The following is a 20,215-nucleotide window of genomic DNA, read 5'->3' on the forward strand; positions in this document are numbered from 1 at the left end:
CACCGCCACTTAAAAACCCGGGCAGACCGGGGCACAGCGGATCCGGGCTCCGCCGGTCCGCCTGTGCGCCCCCCTGGGGGGGAAGGCGCGCAGCGCCTTCGGGGGGGACCTACCACTCATATTTGGCGGTGGCGATGACCGCGCGGCCGTTGCCGTACATGCAGACGCTATAGGACTGGCAGCCGCTGACATAACGGCGATCGAACAGGTTGCTGGCGTTAAGCGCGAAGCGCCAGTGCGGCATTTCGTAATGCAAGCCCGCGTCATAGACGGTGTAGCTGGGAACCTTCAGCGAGTTGTCGGCCGCGCCCGCGGCAGAGCTTTGGTAACGGATGCCCGCGCCCAGGCCGAATCCTTCCAGCGGGCCGGCGTGCCAGGTCCAGTCCGCCCACAGCGATGCCATCTGGCGCGGACGCGGAATGTCCACCGGCCACTTGCCCTGCGTCTCGTCGTTGGCCTTGGTGATCTTCACGTTCTGGAAGGCATAGGCGCCCGTCACGGACAGCTCCGGCGTCAGGCGGCCGACGACGCTCAGTTCGACGCCCTGCGATCGCACCTCGCCGGATTGCACGTAGCTGCTGTTGGTGGGGTCGTCGGGATTGTTGGTCAGCACGTTGGTCTGCTTGATCTGGTAGACCGCGGCATTGACGGCCAGGTTGCGGCCTTCGGGCTGCCAGCGAACGCCGGCCTCAATCTGCCTGCCTTTTGTCGGCGCGGCCCAGTCGCCGTTGGCCAGGCGGGTGTTGGTCACCGGATTGAAGGAGGTCGCGTAGCTGATGTACGGCGAGATTCCATGGTCGGCGGCGTAAGTCACGCCCGCGCGGCCGGTAAAGGCCTGGTCGCGTTGCTTCGCGCGCGTATCGGCTTCGCGGTCGTCCTGGGTGGTGCGGGCCCAGTCCTGGCGGCCGCCCAGCGTGAAGGACCAGCGGTTCCACTTGAACTGGTCCTGGACGTAAAGACCCAGCGTGTTGATGGTGCTGCGGGTGTCCGTGTGCGGATAGGCGGTGGGACCGTCGAAGATGGAGCGGTCGACGGACGTATGGACCGGGTGGTACAGGTTCAGGGACGGGGCCTGCGCGAGCCATTCGCTGTCCGTGGTGGATTGCCGACCGTACTCCAGCCCGGTGAGCAGCGTGTGCTCCACGGCGCCCGTGCGGAATTTGGCCTCGGCCTGGTTATCGATGTCGAACCGGCTGTAGTTGAACTGGAAGATGCCCGCGTAGCGGATCATGGAGGCCATGGTCGGGTCGCTGTCGTCGAGCCCGCCCCCATACACCGAACGGTTGTTCAGCTCCGAATGCATGTAGCGCGTGTTCTGGCGCAGGGTCCAGGTGTCGTTTATCCGGTGTTCCAGCATATAGCCCACCGACCACTGCTTCTTGCGGTAGTCGTTGAAGTCGGCCTCGCCCGTGTAAAGATTGCGCGAGATGCGGCCATTCGGGTTGGACAGCACCGTGCCTTGCGCCGGCAGGAAGTTGTTGCTGATGTCGCCGTGGTCGTCCAGGTACGTCGCTGCCAGGGTGAGGGACGTGGCGGCGCTAGGCTGCCAGCGCAGGGATGGCGCGAAGGCTACCCGCCTGTCGGGGTTGGGGCCGGTCTGCGAATTGCCGTCGCGGCCCAGCCCCAGCAGGCGGTAGGAGAGGGTGCCGTCGGCGTCGACGTTGTCGCCGATGTCGAAAGCCGCCTGCTTGCGGGCGTAATTGCCGACCTGGGTCTCGATTTCGCGGATGCGTTCGCCGTTGGCCAGCTTGCTTTGCGTATCGACGATGGCGCCCGGATCGCCCTGTCCGTAAAGCACGGACGTGGGGCCCCGCAGCACGGTGATGCTGTCGACCATGTAGGGATCGACGCGCCAGCTTGCCAGGTTCAGGGTATTGGGCACCGGCAGTCCGTCCACATAGGCCGTGGGCGTGAAGCCCCGCAAGGCCGAATACCAGTCGGAGCGGTTCTCGGAACCGTAGCTGGAAAAGCCGGGGATGTAGCGCAAGGCCTGGTTGATGTCGGTGGCGCCCGTCATTTCGATCTGCTGGGCGGTGACGACATTGATGGTTTGCGGCACTTCTTCGATCGGCGTATCGGTCTTGGTTCCGGTGCGCGTGCGCTTGGCGACCAGGCCCTCGACGGCGCTGGTACCGGCGTCCGCATAGACCGACACCGTGGGCAGGGCGGTGGTTTCCGCGCCGGGGGCCTGGATGACGATGGTATTGCCATCCCGCTTGGCGACCAGCCCCGACCCCGCGAGCAGGCGGTCCAGGGTCTGCTGCAGCGTGTGCGTGCCGGTTATCGCCGGCGCCTGCTTGCCCTGCACCATTTCAGGCAGGAAATAGACCTGCAGGTCGGCCAGCTTGCCCACCTGCAACAGGGACTGGCCCAGGGGCTGCGCGGGCATGTCGAGCTTCAGCGAGACGGGCGCGGCCTGGCCATGGGCCGGCGCGGGCGCGGCGCCGAAGACGAGCGCCGCGGCAAGCGCGAGCGTACCGAGGGTGACGGGGATACGCGCGCCGTGGCGGGACGCGGCCGGGTAGGGTAGGGCGTAGGAGCGGGTCACGATCTTCGTTTCTGTTTCTGCGGATGCCGTGTGGCGCGGTTGGCGCGGCGGCGGGAAATGCGGCGCAAGCGGCCGACACCTTGATATGAGCGGGCGGAACGGAAAACCCGTAATGATTCTCATATCAAAAAAGAAACGAAATGTATCTTCGGGCCCTGGGTTCAGCCCGATCTCGACGCCCGGCGCTTGTCGCGGTCGCTTTAGCGCGCGACCAGGTCCACGCTGCCGTCGGCTTGCGGCACCACCCGCAGCGGCGCCAGGGTGGGCAAGACCCGGAGAAAGGCGCTGGTGTCCGCGACATCGAACACGCCGGCGATGCGCAGGCCGCGCAGGGCGCCGGCGACCCGGATGGGATGTTCGCGATAGCGGTTCATCTCCCTGGCGACCGCCTCCAGCGGCGTATCCGTGAAGACCGCCTTGCCCTGGCGCCAGGCCGTCAGCGACGAGACATCCATCGCGTCGACATGCAGGGGCTCGTCACGGCCGCTGACGCGTAGGCCCTGGCCACGCACCAGGGCTGCCCGCTGGCGGTTCCACCACGGGCCGGTGCGCAACTCCACCGAACCGGATTCGACCGCGACGGCGAGCACGCCGTCCTCGAAGCGAACATCGAAGCGCGTGCCGGTGACGCGTACGCTGCCGGCCTGCGTTTCGACGATGAAAGGCTTGGCCGCGTCCGGCGCGACCTCGAACATGATCTCGCCCGTGTCCATGACCACGTGCCGTTCGGTGGCCGTGTAGCGCACGCGCGCCTGCGTGGCGGTATTCAAGGTGATTCGGGACTGATCCGGCAACAGGACCGTGCGCAGCTCGCCGCGCGCGGTGGCGTAGCGGTCCTCGAACAGCACGGGCGCGGCGCCGGGCACGATTACGCACGCCACGACAGCCGCGCAGGCCGCCGCGCCCAGCGCCCAGGCGAGGCGCCGGCGCGCCGGGCGCGGCGCCTGGGGCGGCCGCAGCAGGAAGCGCAAGGCGTGGTCAGGCGTTGCCCGTGCGATGCCCCACGTTTCCTGCATCTCCCGATAGGCCTGCGCGTGCGCCGGATCGGCGTGCAGCCAGGCTTCGAAGCGCAGGCGCTCGCCGGCCGTCATCAAGCCGCCGTGATCGCGGGCGAACCAGTAGGCGGCGGCGTCGACCGGGTCGGCGGGCGGGGGGAGGGCGTCAGGCGCGTCCATGGTGTCGAACGGCGGGGCGTTCGCGTAGCGGAGGAAGAAAACGCCTGGAATCGATCATGTCATCGGGCATAGGGGTGCAGGCGCGCATGCAGGTGCCGCATGGTGCGCGCGAGGTATTTTTCCACACTGCTGACGGACAGCCCCAGCGTGGCCGCGATCTCCGGCACCGTCTGCCCTTCCAGCCGATGCCAGGCGAAGACGGCCGCGCAGGGATGCGGCAGTTCCGCCAGCGCGTCCAGCAAGGCGCGGGACAGCTGCGCCGTGCGGGCATGGCTTTCCGGATCGTCCTGGTTGGGAGGATGCTCGTCTTCCCGCAGGTCCTGGAGGGCGATGGCGGCTTCGCGCCGCAGGCGGGTATGCTGGTTGATCAGCCCATGGTGCATGCTGCGATGCAGATATGCGCGCGGATTGCGTATGGCGGATACGTCGCCCGCCAGCATGTTGGCGATGGCGTCATGCGCCGTATCCTGCGCATCGCCCTGGCGTGGCTCCTTGCGCCGCCAAGTCGCCAGCAGCTCGCGGTAATAGGCGAGCCACCCGTGTTCGGTGGGATAGGAGCGGCGCATGCGGCGTGTAGGCACCGAAAGGGCGGAGCGGCAGATTATTGCAAATAATTATTATTCGCGCAAAATCCGGCGTGCGTCGGAGGCAGCAGCGCGGACGCCAAGCGCCTGGCGGCTCAGGCGCGCAGGGCGACCGCGCCCGGCAATGCCAGGGCTTGCAGCAAGGCCTCGCGGAGCACGGCGAGCGGGCCGGCATACCGGCCCGCCGGAGGACGGTGTAGCAGCCATGCGCGCACGCTGGGCGCGAAACCCGGTGTGCGAATGACCATGTAGCGATCCGGGCAGGTGCAGGCCGCGAAGGCCGCGGGCGTGACAATGCCGATGCCCATGCCCCGCGCCACCAGGGACAACCGCAGGTCCGCACTCTGGGCTTCCGCCGCGACATTGAATGGCAGGCCGCGCGATTCGAAGTGATTGCGCAGGCTGGCCCGAAAGCCGCAGCCGGTTTCGTTCATGACCCAGGGGAATTCGGCAAGCCTTGCCAGGTCCGCCGTCGCGGGCACGCCCAGTTCGGGCGCGGCCACCAGCAGGACGGGCTGTCCGCCCAGGTCATCGCCCGCCAGTCCGTCGGGCTCGGATGCGCCTTCCGTGAGGCACAGTATCGCGGCATCGACCTCGCTGCGCTGCAATTGCGCGACCAGGGCAGGCGACCAGCCGGACAAGATGCGCAAGGACAATTTTGGATAGGCCTCCCGCAGGCGGTCCAAGGGCAGCGCAAGCGCCGCTTCGGATAGATAGGGCATGACGCCGATGCGCATTTCACCTTCGAGGGGCGCGTCCGGGGAAACGCCGGCGACCAGGTCGTTGATCGAATGCAGGACGCGGCGTCCCCGCTCGTACGCCTCGCGACCCGCGGCGGTGGGCTTGAACGGCTTGGACTGCCGGTCGAGCAGCGCGGTGCCCAGTTCTTCCTCCAGATTCTGTATGCGCCGTGTCAGGCCCGGCTGGGTTACATGAAGGCGGGCAGACGCCGCCACCAGCGAACCGGTTTCGACCACCGCGAGAAACGCTTCCAGGTCACGTATGTTCATGCGAAATCCGCATAGAAGTTATTCAAATTTTTGAATTGCCTCATGTTGCGAGAGGCGCATAAAGTGCGCATCAAATATAGCAAATAAGGTAATTCCATGACACAGCTACATCCTGCTTCCTGCAAGCCGGGCGCGCAGGCATCGCTACCGCCCGCCCATGGTTCTTGCGCGGACGCATCGTCCGATTCCGTTTCCATCGCGGCGCCGAAAGGGCGGGACGCGGGTTCAACCCTGACGCCCGCGCTGACCCTGCTTCTTGCCGCATCGGTCGGCGTCATCGTGACGAATCTGTTTGCGCCGCAGACCCTGGTGGCGCCGATGGCGGCCTCTCTGGGCCTGGATATGGGACACAGCGGGCTGATCGCGATGATGACCTTGTTGGGATATGCCTGCGGGCTTTTCCTGCTGGTTCCCTTGGCCGACCTGGTGGAGAACCGGCGCCTGGTGCTGGTCGAACTGCTGGTGGCCATCGCGGCCGCGGGCACCGCCGCCGTGGCCGGCGATGCGACGGGCTTGATGGCGGCGTTATTCGTGCTGGGCATGGCCTGTTCGGCCATCCAGGTCCTGGTCCCGATTGCCGCCGATATGGCCGCGCCCGCGCAGCGGGGTCGCGTCATCGGCGATGTGATGGGCGGATTGATGGTGGGTATCCTGCTGGCGCGTCCCATCGCCAGCCTGATCGCCCAGGCATGGGGCTGGCGGGGTTTCTACGTGGCGAGCGCCTTGGGTATGTCGGTTATCGCGTTGGTACTGGTGGCGCGACTGCCGCGGCGGCGGCCCGTGGCGCGCGATTCCTACGGCGCCCTGATCGCATCGCTCTGGGGGCTGTTGCGCGGGGAGCCCGTGCTGCGGCGGCGGTCGCTGTCCGCCGCGCTCGCGATGGCGGCGTTCAGCCTCTACTGGAGCGCGGTGGCGCTGCGGTTGGCGCAAGCGCCCTTCGGTTTCGATCAGGTGGACATCGCGGTGTTCGCCCTGGTGGGCGCGGGAGGCGCCATCGCGACGCCGTGGTTCGGCCGCGCGGGAGACCGTGGGTGGACCCGGTCCGCGACGCTTGCGGCCGATGCGCTGATGATCGCCGGCTTCGGCGTCGCGGCCTGGGCCGGATGGACACGGACAGGCAGCGCGACGCTGCCGATGATCGCGATGGGGATGGCGGCCGTCCTGCTGGACGTCGGCGTGACGGGCGACCAGACGCTGGGCCGTCGCGCCATCAACATGCTGCGGCCGGAAGCCCGCGGCCGCATCAACGGCCTGTTCGTCGGGCTGTTCTTCCTGGGCGGGGCGGCGGGGTCGGCACTGGCGGGCATCGCGTGGGTGCTGGGTGGCTGGCCCGCGGTCTGCGTGATGGGCGCGATCTTCTCCGCCGCCGCCTTGGTGGTGGGCATGGGCGGGCGGGAAGGCGCGCATTCCTGACGTGGGCCGCGACGAGCGCGGATACGCGCGGCGGTACGCAACAAAAAGGACGGCGGATCAGGACGAGGGCGGGACCACCAGCTCGACGCCACCCATGAACAGCGGCGCTATCGTGAAGGTCTGGAAGCGCCAGCGTCCGTCGGCGCCGCGCAGGCATTGCGCAGCGATGTCCGCGACCAGGATGGGAGGCGCGGCGGGCAGCACAGGCGCGCCGTCGTCGGCGTAGACGGTCATGGATCCTTCCACCCAGCCGCGATCGGGATGGTCCGCGTGGGCGCGCAGGTTGGAAACCAGGTGCCGCACCAGGCGGGGTTTGCCGCGTCGGCGCCGATGCTCATAGTAGGCCGCGATGTCGGCATGGCCCCGCATGCGGTGTCCGCACATCAGGTACAGGCAGTCCTCGGTGTAGAAGTCCAGCGCCCGCGCCGCATCGTTCGCGTCGACATCGCGCCAGTATTCGATGACCAGGTCCTTCAGCGCGTCTCGCCGCAGATAGGCCTGGAGGTCGGTCTGGTCCGTCACTTCATCATCTCCTTCCACTTGACTGCCTGCGTCTTGATGAAGGCATCCATGTCTTGCGGCGTTCCGGAGAGCGTTTCCGCCGCGGCATCGCTGAGCATCTTCTTGAAGTCCGGTTCGGCCAGCGCGGCGCGGATTGCTTCGTTCAACGTCTTTACGACGTCCGGCGGCATGCCCTTGGGGCCGGCGATGCCGTACCAGAGCGACATGTCGAACCGCGGATAACCCTGCTCGGCGAAAGTGGGCAGGTCCGGTACGTCGGCGTGCCGCGTCTGTCCGGTGACCGCCAGGCCGCGCAGGCGCCCATTCTGGATATAGGCGCGCAGGCTCTGCAAGCTGAGCAAGGTGGAGTCCACCTGTCCGCTCAGCACGTCGGTCAACGCGGGCGCCGTTCCCTTGTAGGGGATGTGCATCAACCGCATGCCCGCTTCCTTCGAAAGCGTCTCCATGCCGTAATTGGTCGCGCCGCCTTCCCCCAGCGATGCATAGGAGATCGTGCCGGGATTCTTCCTGGCGGCGTCGATGTAGTCGCGCAACGTCGCGCCCTTGAACTTGGGTCCGGCCGCCAAGGCCACCGGCACGGACGCCAGCATGCCGACGGACGTGAATTGCGTGACGGGATCCGCGTCCGGAACCTGGAGCATCTTGACGGTGCCGTCCGATGAGGTGACCAGCAGCGTGTAGCCGTCCGGCGCCGCGCGCATGACGTATTCCGATCCGATCAAGGCGGACGCCCCGGGCCGGTTGTCGACGATGACGGAAACGCCGAGCCGCTTGCCGAGTTTCTGCGCGACCATGCGCCCCAGGTTGTCCGTCAGTCCCCCAGGAGGCCAGGGCACCACGATGGTGATCGAACGCTCCGGATAGCCCGCGGCGCGGCTCGGCGGCGCGAACAGGAATAAGCACGCCGCGACGGCGGCGAGAGTCCAGCGACATCTCATGTCGGTTCCCCTTGATGAACGCGATGACGATGCGGGTTTTCTTTGTCGCGGGACGATTTTTCATTGCATTGTCCCGTTGCCGCCGAATGTACTTTCGGCCCGATGCGACACGCAATGGCAATTATCACAATGCAATATCGCAGCCCCGAAAAAAGCCGTAAATCGCGGCATGCGGGCCTATACGCGACAACGCGCCAAGCTGGATGTTTTTACCCATTGTCGGTGGCCTTGCACCCCTTCATAATCGGCGGCGGCAATACAAGCAGAAGATCCAGAACCGCCTCTCACTACAAGCCGGAAGACGTCACCATGCGAACCGTATATACGAACGCCACCATCATCGACAGCGTCAATCCCGAACCCCTGCCGCAGGGCGTCGTGGTGGTGGAGGACGGCAGGATCGCGCAGGTTTCGCGGGCCGATGCGTTCCAGCCGGCCGAGCAGGATGCCGTGTTCGACCTGAACGGTTCCTATCTCATGCCCGGCCTGTGGGACGTGCATGTCCATCCCGATTACCTGTCGCTGTCGACCAACCCCTTGCCCGAGCAGACGGCGTTGTTCGGTCACAGGCTGCGGTCCGCGCTGTTCGATTCCGGCATCATGGGCTTCCGTTGCGCGGGCTCCCACAACTACATGGACGTGGCCTGGCGCAATGCCTTCGATTCCGGCCAGTATGTCGGCCCCCACTTGTTCGCGAGCGGCCATTTCCTGACCACCACGGGCGGGCACTTCCTCACGTCCGGGCATGCGCTGGAATGCGATGGCCCCTATGGCTTCGTCAAGGCCATCCGCGAGCAGATCAAGAACGGCGTCGACCACATCAAGCTGAACCTGTCCGGCGGCATCATCGGACCCAAGTGGGACCTGCATACGCAATCGTTCTACCTGGACGAGGAGTTGCAGGCGGCTTTCGAAATCTGCCGCACCCGCGGCTTCAAGATCATGGCGCACGCCACGCATCCGGGCGTCGTCAAGGCCGCGATACGACTGGGCGCGCACAGCATCGAGCACGGCTACATCATGGATGACGAGTGCATCGAGCTGTTGCTTGAGCATGGCACCTGGCTGGTGCCCACGTTGGCCATCAGCCAGCTGACGCCCAAGCAGGCCACCAATAACTGGGAGTCGACATTCGCCATCGGCCGCGGGTGGTCGCATGCGCTGTGCTGCCGCGCAGAAGTCGCGGCGCCCGTGCACGCGGAGTGGTTCCAGAAGGCGCTGAAAGCGGGGGTGAAGATGGCGCTGGGTTCGGATATCCGGCCGCTGAAGGAGGCGGCGCTGCTGGAAATGGGATTGTGGACGCGCAACGGCGCCTCGACGTGGCAGACCTTGCAGGCGGCCACCGCGCATGGCGCGGCCATCTGCGGCGTGGGCGACAAGCTGGGCACGATCGAAGTGGGCAAGATCGCCGACATGATCGTGGTGAAGGAGAGTCCGCTAAAGGATATTCATAACGTGCGCAAGCTGGAGCTGGTCATCAAGGATGGCCAGATCATCAGCGACAAACGGCCCGGCAAGCGCGCGGAAGGTCTCAAGCGCTGGACTCCCAAGCCCTAGACTCTCAAGCCCTACACTCTCAAGCCCTGGCCTCTCCAGCCTAGACTTTCCAACCCTTGAAGCGCGCGATGGAAAACGCGCGCAATCCTTGCCGCCTATCCACGGTTCCCGGGCGGCCATTGATCTCGTCGGCTATCCACGTTCCCGTGTTGACCGACTCCGTTACGCCGAGATGACCGTGACCGAAGGCGCACCAGAGGCCCGCTGCGCCGGGCACGGCACCGATGACCGGCATGGAATCCGGCAGGCAGGGGCGATGCCCCATCCATGCCCGTGCATCGGTGGCGTCGATGCCGCCCACGCCCGCGCGCGCGTGCTCCGCCAGCACGTTCGCACGGCGCATGTTGGGCGGCCGGTCCAGCGCATCGATTTCGACGGTGCCCGCGATGCGCAACCCGCGGTCCATGGGATTGAGAAAGACCTTGCGGTCGGCCAGGACCACGATGCGTGAAATGGCATGCTGGCCCGGCTGCAATTGCAGGTGATAACCGCGCTGCGTTTGCAGGGGGACGCGCAAGCCCAGTCCGGCCAGCAGGCGCGCGGACCAGGCGCCCGCGCTCAGCACCAGGTGGGAAGCTTCCCATTGCGCATCGCCGCTGTTGGCGCGCCATCCCGTCGCCGTGCGCTGGAGCGTGGCGACGCCCGCCTGGACGAACCGGGCGCCGGCCGACAGCGTGGCGCGCGCAATGGCCTCGCAATAGTCCTGCGGGTCCGTCACGCTGCCTTCGTCGGGCAGGTATACCCCCGTGGCGTACGTCGACGATATCGCGGGTTCCAGGTCCAGAATCTCGGCGCGGCCCACGCGTTCGATGCGCAAGCCGTGGGCTTCCTTCAGCGCCCAGCCGCCCGCATCCTTGTCCAGGGAACGGGCGTCCGGGTACAGATGCAGTTGGCCATTGCGGCGTACCAGTTCGGGCCGCCCGATTTCGCGCGCCAGGCGGGCGTGCTCGTCAACCGAGCCGCGCAGCAGGATGTGCAGGGCATCGGCGATGCGCGCGACCGTGTCCCGCCGCGACGAGAGGGCGAACCGGGCCAGCCAGGGCGCGCCCTGCCACCAGTAGCGCGCGGGGATGTGCAGCGGCCCGACGGGATCGAACAGCATCGATACCGTGTCCTTGAGCACGCCCGGCATGGCCAGCGGCGCGACCGACCCCGAGGACAGGGCGCCCGCGTTGCCCGACGAGCATTGCGATCCAGGCGGATTCGGGTCAAGCAGGGTAACCGCCACGCCGCTGCGTTGCAGGGCATAGGCCGCGCACAGGCCGACGATGCCGGCCCCGATGACCAGGGCCGAACGACTGTGGGAATCAGGCATCATGAATCAGGAGCATTGGTCAGGCGTCAATGGTCAGGCGTCAATGCGCAGGCGGCTATCATCGGGCTGCATCATTGCGGTTGCAAGCCTATCTTGGTGGCCACGCGCTGCCATTTGGCGGTTTCCGACGTCAGGTAGTTGGCGAAGTATTGGGGGGACTGGACATCGGTCACGATGCCGCGGTTTTCGAGGTCTTTCTTGACCGCGGGATCGTCCAGCGCCGCTGTCGTCGCGCGCGACAAGGCCTGTACGACGGCATCCGGCGTTCCCTTGGGCGCCACCAGGCCGAACCACGTGCCGCCGGAAAACCCAGGCACGCCGCTTTCCGCGATAGTCGGGAGGTCCGGCAGCAGGGACGAGCGCTGCGCGGTCGCCATTGCCAGCGCCTTGACCTTGCCCGACTGGATGAGCGGCAGCACCGCGGTGATGGTATCGAACGTGACCTGGATCTGTCCGCCCATCAGGTCGGTCAGCGACGGGGCGCTGCCGCGATAGGGCACATGCGTCATCTTGATGCCAGCCTCCAGGTTCAACAATTCCCCTGTCAGGTGATTGGACGTGCCGCTGCCGAAGGACGAGAAGTTGACCGCGCCCGGATGCGCCTTGGCATAGGCGATCAGTTCCTGCACCGTGTTGGGCGGAAAGTCCTTGTTGGCCACGAGCACGAACGGGGCCTGCCCGACCAGGGCGATGGGCGCGAAGCTCTTGTCCGGGTCGTAGGCTATGTCTTTTTTCGTCGACTTCGCGATCGATAGTTCGGGCGAGGCGCCGAACAGCAGGGTATAGCCGTCGGGCGTGGCGTTGGCCACCAGTCCGGCGCCGATCACGCCGCCGCCGCCGGCGCGGTTTTCCACGACGAAACTTCCCTTCATGCGTTCGCTCAAGGCCTTGGCCAGCACGCGGGCGGCAATGTCCGTGGTGCCTCCCGCGGGATAGGCCACCACCATGCGCACCGGCCGCGCGGGATAGGTCTCGGCGCCGAGCGCCGCGCCCGTGGCGGCGGCCAGCCCGGTCATGAGCAGCAGTTTGGTCAATACGTTGAACATGGCACTTCCCCTTGTGATTATCTGAAAGTGGCAGGTTTCTGGACCTTGCCTGGCTAGAGGCTATATCGATAGAATATTTACCTGCAATAGCGGATATTGCATGCCGATATCGGGTGCATGCCGATATTTGCCGCATGCCGATATCTTGCCGATATCTCGATATCCATTCGGCGCCTGGGAGAGAAGTCCATCGTGTCGCCCCCCATTTCCACACGCATCGACGACATCGCCAGGCCGCGCGGCAAGGGGAGAATGCGTGCGATGGCGCCAGCCGAGGCCGGCACGGATCGCCTGTTCGTCAACTCCGTGGCCAAATGCTTTCGCGCCCTCGAAACCTTCAATGCGGCGCAGCGGCCGCTCAGCCTGAAGGAACTTACCGAGCTGTCGGGCCTGGAGAAGAGCGCCGCGCAACGGCTCACGCATACGCTGTGCATCCTGGGCTACTTGCGCCAGCATCCGCGCACACGCGCCTATGTGTTGTCCTCGCGACTCCTGGAGTTCAGCTACAGCATGCTGGTGACCGATCTCATCCGGGAGGCGGCCGAGCCGCATCTGCGCGCGCTGAACCTCGCTTGCCGCGAGACCGTCAACCTGATGGACCTGGAAGGCAACGAGATCGTCTACGTCCTGCGCTACCCCAGCAGCCATCCGGTCAGCGTCGACCTGCACGTCGGGTCGCGGCTGCCGGTTTTCTGTTCGGCGGCGGGGCGCGCCATCCTGGCGTGGCTGCCCGAGGCCGAGGCGGAACACCTGCTCGCCGGGCCGCGCAAGGCCATGACGGAACACACGGTCACCGACCTCGCCGCCTTGCGGGCGATCCTGGCCCAGGCCAAGCGGGAGGGTTACGTGGTCAACAACCAGGAAGCCTTCATCGGCGATATTTCGCTGGCTGCACCGGTGTTCGACCGCGACGGCGAGGTCACGGCCGCCATCAATATCGCCGTGCCCTCGCCGCGCTGGAGCATCGCCCGCGCGAAGAAGGAGCTCGCGCCCCTGCTGCTGCAGTGCGCGCGCCGCATCAGCAATGACCTGGCGGGCAGGCGCTGAGGCTTGGCCGGCTGGCTTCCAGCGCCGGATATGCGTATGCTGGTCCCGGTGCGTTCAGTGCGTTCAGGCAGGTAGGCCGGCGCCGCTTCCGAGAGTCACGGCATCATGATGAGTTTTCGTTCCGCGTCGCGTCTGGTCTTGCTCGCGATAGTATGCGCGTCGTTTTCCGCCTGCGCCGACACGCCATCCGGTCGTGCCGGCCCGGCCGCGCCAGGGGAGCCGGATTATGTGACGCGGCCTGTGCCCAACCCTTCCGCATCGTCGGATCAGCGTTTGACCATACGGGCGGGCGAAGCCGAGAAGCTGAGGCTGCCGTGGTTCATCCAGGATGCCAAGGACTGGGTCAACACGCGTTGAACAGCCCTTGCCTCGCGGCGCGAGGCGTAACGTCCACGGGTGCTCAGTCATCCCCGGCGTCGAGCGCCGGCGTGGCCCACAGGCCGTTGTGCTGGCCCAGCGAGGGGCGGCGTAAGGGGCGGGGCCAGGACTTGCTCATGCCCCAACATGTCTTCGATGGTGCGCGCCGCCGCGCACGGCACGGCGTCGCCGAAGCAGGCCTCCCATTCCAGCGCGCCGCGGGCGGCCAGGGCGGCTTCGACGACCTTGGGCGCATGCGCGAGTTCGCGGTCGCTGGGCCGAAGGCCGCATTGGCCAAGGCTACCTGAGATCCAGCGAAATACCGTCGGCCGCGCTGGCCAGGGCCTTGGAAAAGCGTTCGGCGCGAGAGCCGGGTACGAACAGCGTGCTTCTCATGTCGGGGTAGTCCGGGATGGCTGGGGATCGAAACCGTAAAGGGCCAGCGGGTTGTCCACGAGCAGCCGCCGGTGCAGCGCGGCGTCGGGACTCCAGTCCGCCAACAGCCCCAGCAGGCGCGCGGCGTCGGGCATGGGCCGTTCGCCGGCGGATGCCGACGGGTGGGGCCAGTCCGTGCCCCATACCAGGCGTTCGGGCGCCGCCCCGAGCAGGGCGCGCGCCACCGGCGCGCGGTCCGCATAGCCGGGCGGGCCGCTCTGGCTGTCCAGGTAGGCGCCCGACAGCTTGATCCACGCGCGGCCCGTGTCGAGCAGGCCGCGCACGGCGGCATAGGCGGCGGCATCGTCGCCATCGATCCGCCGCAGGCGCGCGAGGTGATCCAGCACTACGGGAACGGGTTGGCGCCGCAGCATCGGCGCCAGGTCGGCGATGACCTCGGCCCGTGCGTGGACCTGGATGTGCCACCCCAGGTCCGCGAGGCGCGGCGCCAGGTCCGCGATGGCCGCGCTGCCCAGCGCCGCGCCGCGGGCCAGGTTCAAGCGCACGCCGCGCGCGCCCTGCTCGTGCAGTTCGCGCAGCAGCGCCGGCGAAGCATCGGGTGCGACCACCACGACGGCGCGCGCCCGCGCCTGGCCGAATTGCCGCACGGCGTCGAGGGTGCATCGGTTGTCGGTGCCGTAGCTCGACGGCTGGACGATGACCACGCGCTCCAAAGCCAGCTTCGCCTGGACCTGCCGGTATTGCGCCACGGTCGCCGGCGGCGGCTTCAGCTCGGCGTCCGGAAGATAGGGGAAGCGCGGGTCGTTGATATGGATATGGGAATCGCACGCGCCGGGCGGCACGGCGAAAGACGGCGGTTCGCTGGGCATGTCAGTCCTGGGTCGTGATGTTGTTCGCCTTGGCCAGGTCGCGCCACCGCTGCGCTTCTTCCGTGGCGTATTGCAGGAAGGCCACCTGGTCCATGGCCACCACTTCGGCGCCGAGTTTCTGGAAGCGCTCGCGCAGCGCCGGGTCTTGCTTGGCATGCGCCAGGGCGGCGGCCAGGCGCGCCTCCACGGCCTTGGGCAAGCCGGCCGGCGCGAACAGGGCCGTATAGACTTCCGCCGTGACGCCCGGCACGCCTTGTTCCGCCAGGGTCGGCACGTCGGGCATCAGGGGTGAACGATGCTCGCTCAATTGCGCGATGGCCCGGATGCGGCCTTCCTGCGCGATGGGCATGGACGAGCTGCTTTGGTCGAACATGCCGTCGATCTGGCCGCTGATGACGTCGCTCATCGCCTGGCCGGCGCCCTTGTACGGGATATGGGTCACGTGCAGCCGCGATTTCTGCTTGACCAGCTCCAGCGTCAGGTGGTTGAAGGAGCCGATGCCCGGCGACCCGAAGCTCAGGCCCTCGGGCTTGCCGAGCGAATACTTCACCAGGTCCTCGAAGGTCTTGGCCGGGATCCTGGGATTGACGACCAGCAGCGAGGGCGTGGTCGTCACGCCGCCGAGGATGGTGAAGTTCTTGATCGGATCGTAGGGTACGCGACTGTTGGTCGCGGGCACCGTGGCGTTGGAGCCGCTGCTGCCCAGCATCAGGGTATAGCCGTCGGCTGGCGCGCGTGCCACGGCGCTTGCGCCGATCGCCCCGCCGCCGCCCGAGCGATTCTCGATGACGATGGCGCGGCCCAGTTCCTTGGTGAGCAGGGGCGCCAGCACGCGGGCGGTGATGTCGACATTGCCGCCGGGTGCGAAGGGCACGATCATCGTGATGGGATGGCTGGGATAGTCATCGGCCAGGGCGGGGGTAGCGGCGAGGGCGGCGGAAAGGAACAGCGTGGCCATGCCGGCGCGGCGCGGAAGGGCGGGCAGCGAGCGGGCGGGCAACGAATGGGTGGCTGGCGAATGGGTGGCTGGCGAATGGGCGGGCAACGAATGGGTGGGCAGCGAATGAGGCGGGAATGGGAGGGGCATGTCTTGTCTCCTGGGGAGCCGCGGGCGGCGCGTCGTTCGGTTGGGAAAGAATCGGCAGGTAGCGACGCGTCAGACGCTGGCGGTCAGGCCGCCGTCCAGCCGGCCTTGCAGCCCGGTCCATGATGCCAGTCTCCCGATCTATTTTTTCGAATATTGGGGAGTATGGCCCTGGCCGCCGGCGCGATAGCACTACAAAAGGTATGCTAAGAACATTCTTATAGTATCTTCTGCCGGGAAAGGGAGCATCGTGGATACCGCATGGCTGCGCAGTTTCCTGCTGGTGGTGGAGGCCGGCTCCATGGCAGAGGCCGCCCGGCGCCTGGATATCACGCCGGCAGCGGTGGCCAAGCAGTTGCGCAACCTGGAAAGGGAAGTTGGCACGCCGCTGTTGGCGCGCTCTGGCCGGACCGTGAGGCCCACCGACGCCGGGCACCGGGTGACCGGTATCGCGCGCTCCCTGCAAGCCGACCTGGCGCAGTTGAAGCGCTCCGCCTTCGACGAGAAGATGCAGGGGGAGTTGCGGCTGGGAACGATCAGCACGGCGCTGCACAGCCTGGTGCCCGATATGCTGGCCCGGCTGGTCAAGCGGCATCCGCGGTTGCGCGTGTTCATCCAGCCCGGCATGTCCATGGACCTGTACGACGCAGTCCAGTCGGAGGCCCTCGATGCCGCCGTATGCCTGCACCCGCAATTCGAACTGCCCAAGACGTTCTACTGGCAGACCTTGCGCGAGGAGCCGCTGGTGGTGCTGGTGCCGCAGCGGCTGGCCCGGCGCGATCCGCACGACTTGCTGCGCCGCGAGCCGCTGATCCGCTATGACCGGACGCAATGGGGCGGCCGCCAGGCCGAGGACTATCTGCGCAAGGTGGGCATCGTGCCGCACGAAAGGTTCGAACTCAGCTCGCTGGCCGCGATCGCCATGATGGTCGATCGCGGGCTGGGCGTGTCGCTGGCTCCCGATGCGGGCTCGCCGTGGCCGGGCGGTTTGCGGCTGGCGAAGCTGCCCTTGCCCGTGTCGATGGCGCCCCGGCTGGTCGGCGTTCTGTGCCTGCGCTCGTCCGCGCGGATGGCGCTGGTGCGGCGGATGGTCGAGCTGGCGCAGGCAGCGGCGGTGCGCTGACGGGCGGCCGGGCCGAGGACATGACGGACCAGCTTACTCTGGGATACGCAATCAATGGAGAACACCATGACCGTGAATACGACACTCAAGCTGCGACCGCTCGAACGCGAAGACCTGCGTTTCGTCCACGCGCTGGACAACAACGCCAGCGTCATGCGGTACTGGTTCGAGGAGCCGTATGAAACGTTCGCCGAGTTGTCCTCGCTCTACGAGGAACACATCCATGACCAACGGGAGCGGCGCTTCGTCATGGAGGCGCATGCGGACAAGGTTGGCCTGGTCGAGCTGGTCGAGATCGACCACGTGCACCGGCGGGCGGAGTTCCAGATCATCGTGATCCCCGACCACCAGGGCAAGGGCTATGCGTCCGAGGGCACCAGGCTGGCGATGGAGTATGGGTTCAGCGTGCTCAATCTGTACAAGATCTATCTGCTGGTGGACAAGGAAAACCACAAGGCGGCCCACATCTACAAGAAACTCGGCTTCACGGAGGAGGGGGTCCTGAAGCACGAGTTCTTCGTGCAAGGCCAATACCGCGACGTGGTCCGCATGAGCCTGTTCCAGGATGAATTCCTGGCGCGACATGCGCCCGCGCCGTCGATGCTGAAGCCTACCGCGCAATAGCGCCGGGGCAGCGCAGGACGGGATCGCCGATGACCAGGCCTTGCACGACGCAGGTGGCGGCGATTTTCTGGCCCTTGCCGATCTGGGCGATACGCTCGGGCGGCGTGTCGGGGAAATCGAGATGGACCGACGGCAACGGATTGTCGGCGGCGGTCAGTTCGATATAGGGAGTGCCGTTGGCCGGCGCCCGGACGCTGGCGACCGTGCCATGGACCTTGATGGTCTTGCCCTTGTATTTACGGTCGGCCGCGGACGCGTTTTGCTGGTAGTCCGCATAGAGCGCCGTCGCGGCAACCTCGGGCGCCTGGGCCTCGTTGGACGAGGGCGGCGTGGTGGCGGGCGGCGGCATCCGCAGGGGATTGTTCGAGGCGCTGTCGCCTTGGCCCGTCGCGGCCGGGGCGGGGGCCGGCGCGGGCGCCGGTGCCGGGGCGGACGCGTCCAGCGCGTAGAGGCGCTCCTGGTCGGCGTACCACTGGCGCACGCAGGCCGCGTCGGTGCACGTCTTTTCGCGCCGCTGCCATTCCTGCCTGGCGCGGTCGTTGAAGGCCTTCTTGTCCGTGGCGCGCGCGCGGGCGGCGTCGAAGGTCTGCTTCAAGTGGTCGTCGGCCCGTGAAAGATCAGGCGTCGTGCAGATCAGCTTTTCGGGTATCGAGCGTGCCTTGGCGCAGTCGAAGGTGACCGCGTGGGCGCCCCAGGGCAGGACCGATAACGCCGCCGCTGCAATCCAGGCCGGTTTTTTCATCGACACACTCTCTCAAGGGGGATGGAGACTGGAATTCTAGCGAGCTTTTTGCGCCTACTTGGACGTCGAGGTGTCGGCGCTGAACACCAGGTAGCCCGCGATCGCCAGCATGCACGCGCCCAGCACGCCATCCTGCGCTTGCAGGAACCAGCGGTTGCGCGTCAGCCAGTTACGGATGCGCGCCGCGCCGTAGGCGTAGGTGGCGCCCGAGCACAGGCCGAAAAGCTTGGAGACCGTGGCCAGCACCAGCATCTGCAGCCAGACCGGGCCGATCGCGGGGTCGGTGAATTGCGGCAGGAACGCGATCAGGAAGATGAAGACCTTGGGATTGAGCAGGTTGGTCATGAATCCCTGGACGAAAACCTGGCACCCGGCGCCCTTCGTCGGCGCGGCTGCCAGGTCGCGCGGCTGGCGGCTGCGGCGCAGGGCCTGGATGCCCAGGTAGACCATGTACAGGGCGCCGGCCAGCTTCACGAACAGGAATAGCGTGGGCGATTCCTTGAAAATCGCGGCCAGTCCCAGCACCACCAGGGGGATTTGCACGAAGCCGGCACAGAAGCTGCCCAGCACGCTAAGCAAGGCGATGCGGAAGCCCTGCGTCATGCCGCGCGTGAGCGTCAGCGCCATGTCCGGCCCAGGGGTGAGCTTCAAGGCCAGGTCGGCGGCCAGGAAAAGCAGGAACATGTGCAGGGTGGGCATGGCGTGCAGGGTAACCAGGAAGGGGCGTGCGGGGGAATATTACCCCTATCGCGTCCCTCGTGTTTCCGTGCAACCGTTCCGCCGCGCCCACGGGCGTCCCTTGCGGCGCGGCCCTCGGCGCCCTCTCAGTGCGCCGATATGCCCCCGATCCGCTTGACCAGGGCCGCCCACTTGGCCACGTCTTCGCGCAGATAGGCGTTGTAGTGGTCGGGATCGTCGGCCACCACCGTTCCGCCCTGTTGCTGGATCCTGTCCTGGAAGGCGGTATCCGCCGCCGCCTGCCTGACGACCGCATACAGCTTGTCCACGACGGGGCGCGGCGTGCCGGCCGGCGCGAGCAGGCCGAACATGGTGCCTATCTCGATGTCCAGGCCCTGTTCGCGGAAAGTGGGCACGTTGGGCAGGACGGGCAGCCTGTCCTTGCTGGCCACGCCCAGCGCCTTCATCTGGCCCGACGACAGCAGGCCCTGCGCCGAGATGTAGGTGGTGAAGGTCATCTGCACCTGGCCGGAGAGCACATCCGTCAGCGCCGGCGCCGCGCCGGTATAGGGCACGTGCGTGATGTCCAGCCCGGTCGCCTGCTTGAACATCTCGCCCGCCAGGTGCGGCGCGCCGCCCGCGCCGCTGCTGGAGAAGTTGAGTTCGCCGGGATGCGCCTTGCCGTAGGCGATGAGGCCTTGCAGGCTGTCGCCGGCGAACCCCGCCTTGGTCACCAGCATCATGGGCGCGAACGCGACCATGGTGACGCCGGTGAAGTTCCTGACGGGATCGTAGGGCGTCTGGGCAATGACCGCCGGGTTGAGCGTGAGATTGGTGCTGGTGAACAGCAGCGTATAGCCATCGGGCGCGGCGCGCGCCACGAGGTCGGCGCCGATGTTGCCGCTGGCGCCGGGCCGGTTGTCGACGATCACGGGCTGCTTGAGCGCCCGGGTCAGGCGTTCGGCCGTGGTGCGGGCCAGGATATCGGTGCTGCCACCCGGCGCCCAGGGCACCACCAGCCGGATGGGCCTGGCGGGATAGTCGGCAGCCGCCTGGGCGACGGATGGCGCGAGTACGCACAGGGTAAGGGCCACGGCGGGCAGGGCGCCGCGCAACCATCGTTTCATCTTCGTCTCCTGGTTGTCCATGTCGTTGTGCGGTGATTCTTGCGCGTGCGCTCGCGGCGG

19 protein-coding genes are annotated in these 20,215 nt (G+C 67.0%); 6 read left to right on the forward strand and 13 right to left on the reverse strand.

Going from position 1 to position 20,215, the window contains the following annotated elements:
- Nucleotides 1–109: 109 nt before the first annotated feature.
- The 4 genes from C7R54_RS14720 to C7R54_RS14735 all read right to left on the reverse strand — a co-directional run bounded on the left by C7R54_RS14720 (nt 110) and on the right by C7R54_RS14735 (nt 5,317).
- On the reverse strand, nt 110–2,548 hold the full coding sequence (locus C7R54_RS14720) for a TonB-dependent siderophore receptor (RefSeq protein ID WP_275669693.1): 2,439 nt from the start codon (nt 2,546–2,548) through the stop codon (nt 110–112).
- Nucleotides 2,549–2,748: 200 nt separating this feature from the next.
- Nucleotides 2,749–3,723, reverse strand: coding sequence for a FecR family protein (locus C7R54_RS14725; RefSeq protein WP_129151203.1), 975 nt, complete (start codon nt 3,721–3,723; stop codon nt 2,749–2,751).
- 59 nt (nt 3,724–3,782) lie between these two features.
- Nucleotides 3,783–4,289, reverse strand: a complete 507-nt coding sequence (locus tag C7R54_RS14730) for an RNA polymerase sigma factor (protein ID WP_129151204.1) — start codon at nt 4,287–4,289, stop codon at nt 3,783–3,785.
- A 113-nt stretch (nt 4,290–4,402) separates the two neighbouring features.
- The gene (locus C7R54_RS14735; RefSeq protein WP_129151205.1) at nt 4,403–5,317 is read right to left on the reverse strand and encodes a LysR family transcriptional regulator; all 915 of its coding nucleotides are present in this window, start codon (nt 5,315–5,317) and stop codon (nt 4,403–4,405) included.
- A gap of 96 nt (nt 5,318–5,413) precedes the next feature.
- Here C7R54_RS14735 and C7R54_RS14740 point away from each other — a divergent pair, with 96 nt between their 5' ends.
- The gene (locus C7R54_RS14740; protein WP_129151206.1) at nt 5,414–6,730 is read left to right on the forward strand and encodes an MFS transporter; all 1,317 of its coding nucleotides are present in this window, start codon (nt 5,414–5,416) and stop codon (nt 6,728–6,730) included.
- Nucleotides 6,731–6,787: 57 nt separating this feature from the next.
- On the opposite strand, the gene C7R54_RS14745 is transcribed toward C7R54_RS14740, so the two are convergent.
- Nucleotides 6,788–7,252: a YybH family protein gene (locus C7R54_RS14745; protein WP_158021208.1), complete on the reverse strand. Its 465-nt coding sequence runs from the start codon at nt 7,250–7,252 to the stop codon at nt 6,788–6,790.
- On the reverse strand, nt 7,249–8,190 hold the full coding sequence (locus tag C7R54_RS14750; RefSeq protein ID WP_129151208.1) for a Bug family tripartite tricarboxylate transporter substrate binding protein: 942 nt from the start codon (nt 8,188–8,190) through the stop codon (nt 7,249–7,251). Before C7R54_RS14750 ends, C7R54_RS14745 begins: the two co-directional genes overlap by 4 nt.
- 309 nt (nt 8,191–8,499) lie before the next feature.
- Between C7R54_RS14750 and C7R54_RS14755 the strand changes: the two genes are divergently transcribed.
- A complete protein-coding gene (locus C7R54_RS14755; RefSeq protein ID WP_158021209.1) occupies nt 8,500–9,747 on the forward strand; it encodes an amidohydrolase family protein in 1,248 nt (415 codons plus the stop codon).
- A 40-nt stretch (nt 9,748–9,787) separates the two neighbouring features.
- On the opposite strand, the gene C7R54_RS14760 is transcribed toward C7R54_RS14755, so the two are convergent.
- Together C7R54_RS14760 and C7R54_RS14765 are read right to left on the reverse strand one after the other, a co-directional pair.
- A complete protein-coding gene (locus C7R54_RS14760) occupies nt 9,788–11,065 on the reverse strand; it encodes an NAD(P)/FAD-dependent oxidoreductase (RefSeq protein WP_240039532.1) in 1,278 nt (425 codons plus the stop codon).
- Between the two features lie 68 nt (nt 11,066–11,133).
- The gene (locus C7R54_RS14765; RefSeq protein WP_129151210.1) at nt 11,134–12,108 is read right to left on the reverse strand and encodes a Bug family tripartite tricarboxylate transporter substrate binding protein; all 975 of its coding nucleotides are present in this window, start codon (nt 12,106–12,108) and stop codon (nt 11,134–11,136) included.
- A 192-nt stretch (nt 12,109–12,300) separates the two neighbouring features.
- Here C7R54_RS14765 and C7R54_RS14770 point away from each other — a divergent pair, with 192 nt between their 5' ends.
- A complete protein-coding gene (locus tag C7R54_RS14770; protein ID WP_192903664.1) occupies nt 12,301–13,155 on the forward strand; it encodes an IclR family transcriptional regulator in 855 nt (284 codons plus the stop codon).
- Nucleotides 13,156–13,649: 494 nt separating this feature from the next.
- Nucleotides 13,650–13,820, forward strand: coding sequence for a hypothetical protein (locus tag C7R54_RS29500; RefSeq protein WP_158021210.1), 171 nt, complete (start codon nt 13,650–13,652; stop codon nt 13,818–13,820).
- A gap of 84 nt (nt 13,821–13,904) precedes the next feature.
- Here C7R54_RS29500 and C7R54_RS14780 read toward each other — a convergent pair whose 3' ends face one another.
- Nucleotides 13,905–14,777, reverse strand: a complete 873-nt coding sequence (locus tag C7R54_RS14780) for an amidohydrolase family protein (RefSeq protein WP_129151213.1) — start codon at nt 14,775–14,777, stop codon at nt 13,905–13,907.
- A 1-nt stretch (nt 14,778) separates the two neighbouring features.
- Nucleotides 14,779–15,864, reverse strand: coding sequence for a Bug family tripartite tricarboxylate transporter substrate binding protein (locus C7R54_RS14785; RefSeq protein ID WP_129151214.1), 1,086 nt, complete (start codon nt 15,862–15,864; stop codon nt 14,779–14,781).
- 247 nt (nt 15,865–16,111) lie between these two features.
- On the opposite strand from C7R54_RS14785, the gene C7R54_RS14790 reads away from it, so the two are divergent.
- The gene (locus C7R54_RS14790; protein WP_129151215.1) at nt 16,112–16,984 is read left to right on the forward strand and encodes a LysR family transcriptional regulator; all 873 of its coding nucleotides are present in this window, start codon (nt 16,112–16,114) and stop codon (nt 16,982–16,984) included.
- A gap of 66 nt (nt 16,985–17,050) precedes the next feature.
- Nucleotides 17,051–17,608: a spermidine N1-acetyltransferase gene (speG, locus tag C7R54_RS14795; RefSeq protein WP_129151216.1), complete on the forward strand. Its 558-nt coding sequence runs from the start codon at nt 17,051–17,053 to the stop codon at nt 17,606–17,608.
- Here speG and C7R54_RS14800 read toward each other — a convergent pair.
- The 3 genes from C7R54_RS14800 to C7R54_RS14810 all read right to left on the reverse strand — a co-directional run bounded on the left by C7R54_RS14800 (nt 17,595) and on the right by C7R54_RS14810 (nt 20,155).
- On the reverse strand, nt 17,595–18,350 hold the full coding sequence (locus tag C7R54_RS14800; protein WP_129151217.1) for an OB-fold protein: 756 nt from the start codon (nt 18,348–18,350) through the stop codon (nt 17,595–17,597). The genes speG and C7R54_RS14800 overlap by 14 nt on opposite strands.
- A gap of 54 nt (nt 18,351–18,404) precedes the next feature.
- The gene (locus C7R54_RS14805; protein ID WP_192903665.1) at nt 18,405–19,049 is read right to left on the reverse strand and encodes a LysE family translocator; all 645 of its coding nucleotides are present in this window, start codon (nt 19,047–19,049) and stop codon (nt 18,405–18,407) included.
- A 125-nt stretch (nt 19,050–19,174) separates the two neighbouring features.
- Complete coding sequence (locus C7R54_RS14810) at nt 19,175–20,155, reverse strand: Bug family tripartite tricarboxylate transporter substrate binding protein (protein WP_158021211.1); 981 nt, start codon at nt 20,153–20,155, stop codon at nt 19,175–19,177.
- Between the last annotated feature and the right edge of the window lie 60 nt (nt 20,156–20,215).

This window comes from Achromobacter aloeverae, assembly GCF_004121055.1.
GTDB classification, from domain to species: Bacteria; Pseudomonadota; Gammaproteobacteria; order Burkholderiales; family Burkholderiaceae_B; genus Bordetella_C; species Bordetella_C aloeverae.

Bases quoted from the DNA above. Each gene is read 5' to 3' on its own strand.
- C7R54_RS14725 (WP_129151203.1), bottom strand. From the start codon at position 3,723: ATGGACGCGCCTGACGCCCTCCCCCCGCCCGCCGACCCGGTCGACGCC.
- C7R54_RS14730 (WP_129151204.1), bottom strand. From the start codon at position 4,289: ATGCGCCGCTCCTATCCCACCGAACACGGGTGGCTCGCCTATTACCGC.
- C7R54_RS14735 (WP_129151205.1), bottom strand. From the start codon at position 5,317: ATGAACATACGTGACCTGGAAGCGTTTCTCGCGGTGGTCGAAACCGGT.
- C7R54_RS14740 (WP_129151206.1), top strand. From the start codon at position 5,414: ATGACACAGCTACATCCTGCTTCCTGCAAGCCGGGCGCGCAGGCATCG.
- C7R54_RS14750 (WP_129151208.1), bottom strand. From the start codon at position 8,190: ATGAGATGTCGCTGGACTCTCGCCGCCGTCGCGGCGTGCTTATTCCTG.
- C7R54_RS14755 (WP_158021209.1), top strand. From the start codon at position 8,500: ATGCGAACCGTATATACGAACGCCACCATCATCGACAGCGTCAATCCC.
- C7R54_RS14760 (WP_240039532.1), bottom strand. From the start codon at position 11,065: ATGATGCCTGATTCCCACAGTCGTTCGGCCCTGGTCATCGGGGCCGGC.
- C7R54_RS14765 (WP_129151210.1), bottom strand. From the start codon at position 12,108: ATGTTCAACGTATTGACCAAACTGCTGCTCATGACCGGGCTGGCCGCC.
- C7R54_RS29500 (WP_158021210.1), top strand. From the start codon at position 13,650: ATGCCCCAACATGTCTTCGATGGTGCGCGCCGCCGCGCACGGCACGGC.
- C7R54_RS14780 (WP_129151213.1), bottom strand. From the start codon at position 14,777: ATGCCCAGCGAACCGCCGTCTTTCGCCGTGCCGCCCGGCGCGTGCGAT.
- C7R54_RS14785 (WP_129151214.1), bottom strand. From the start codon at position 15,864: ATGCCCCTCCCATTCCCGCCTCATTCGCTGCCCACCCATTCGTTGCCC.
- speG (WP_129151216.1), top strand. From the start codon at position 17,051: ATGACCGTGAATACGACACTCAAGCTGCGACCGCTCGAACGCGAAGAC.
- C7R54_RS14800 (WP_129151217.1), bottom strand. From the start codon at position 18,350: ATGAAAAAACCGGCCTGGATTGCAGCGGCGGCGTTATCGGTCCTGCCC.
- C7R54_RS14805 (WP_192903665.1), bottom strand. From the start codon at position 19,049: ATGCCCACCCTGCACATGTTCCTGCTTTTCCTGGCCGCCGACCTGGCC.
- C7R54_RS14810 (WP_158021211.1), bottom strand. From the start codon at position 20,155: ATGAAACGATGGTTGCGCGGCGCCCTGCCCGCCGTGGCCCTTACCCTG.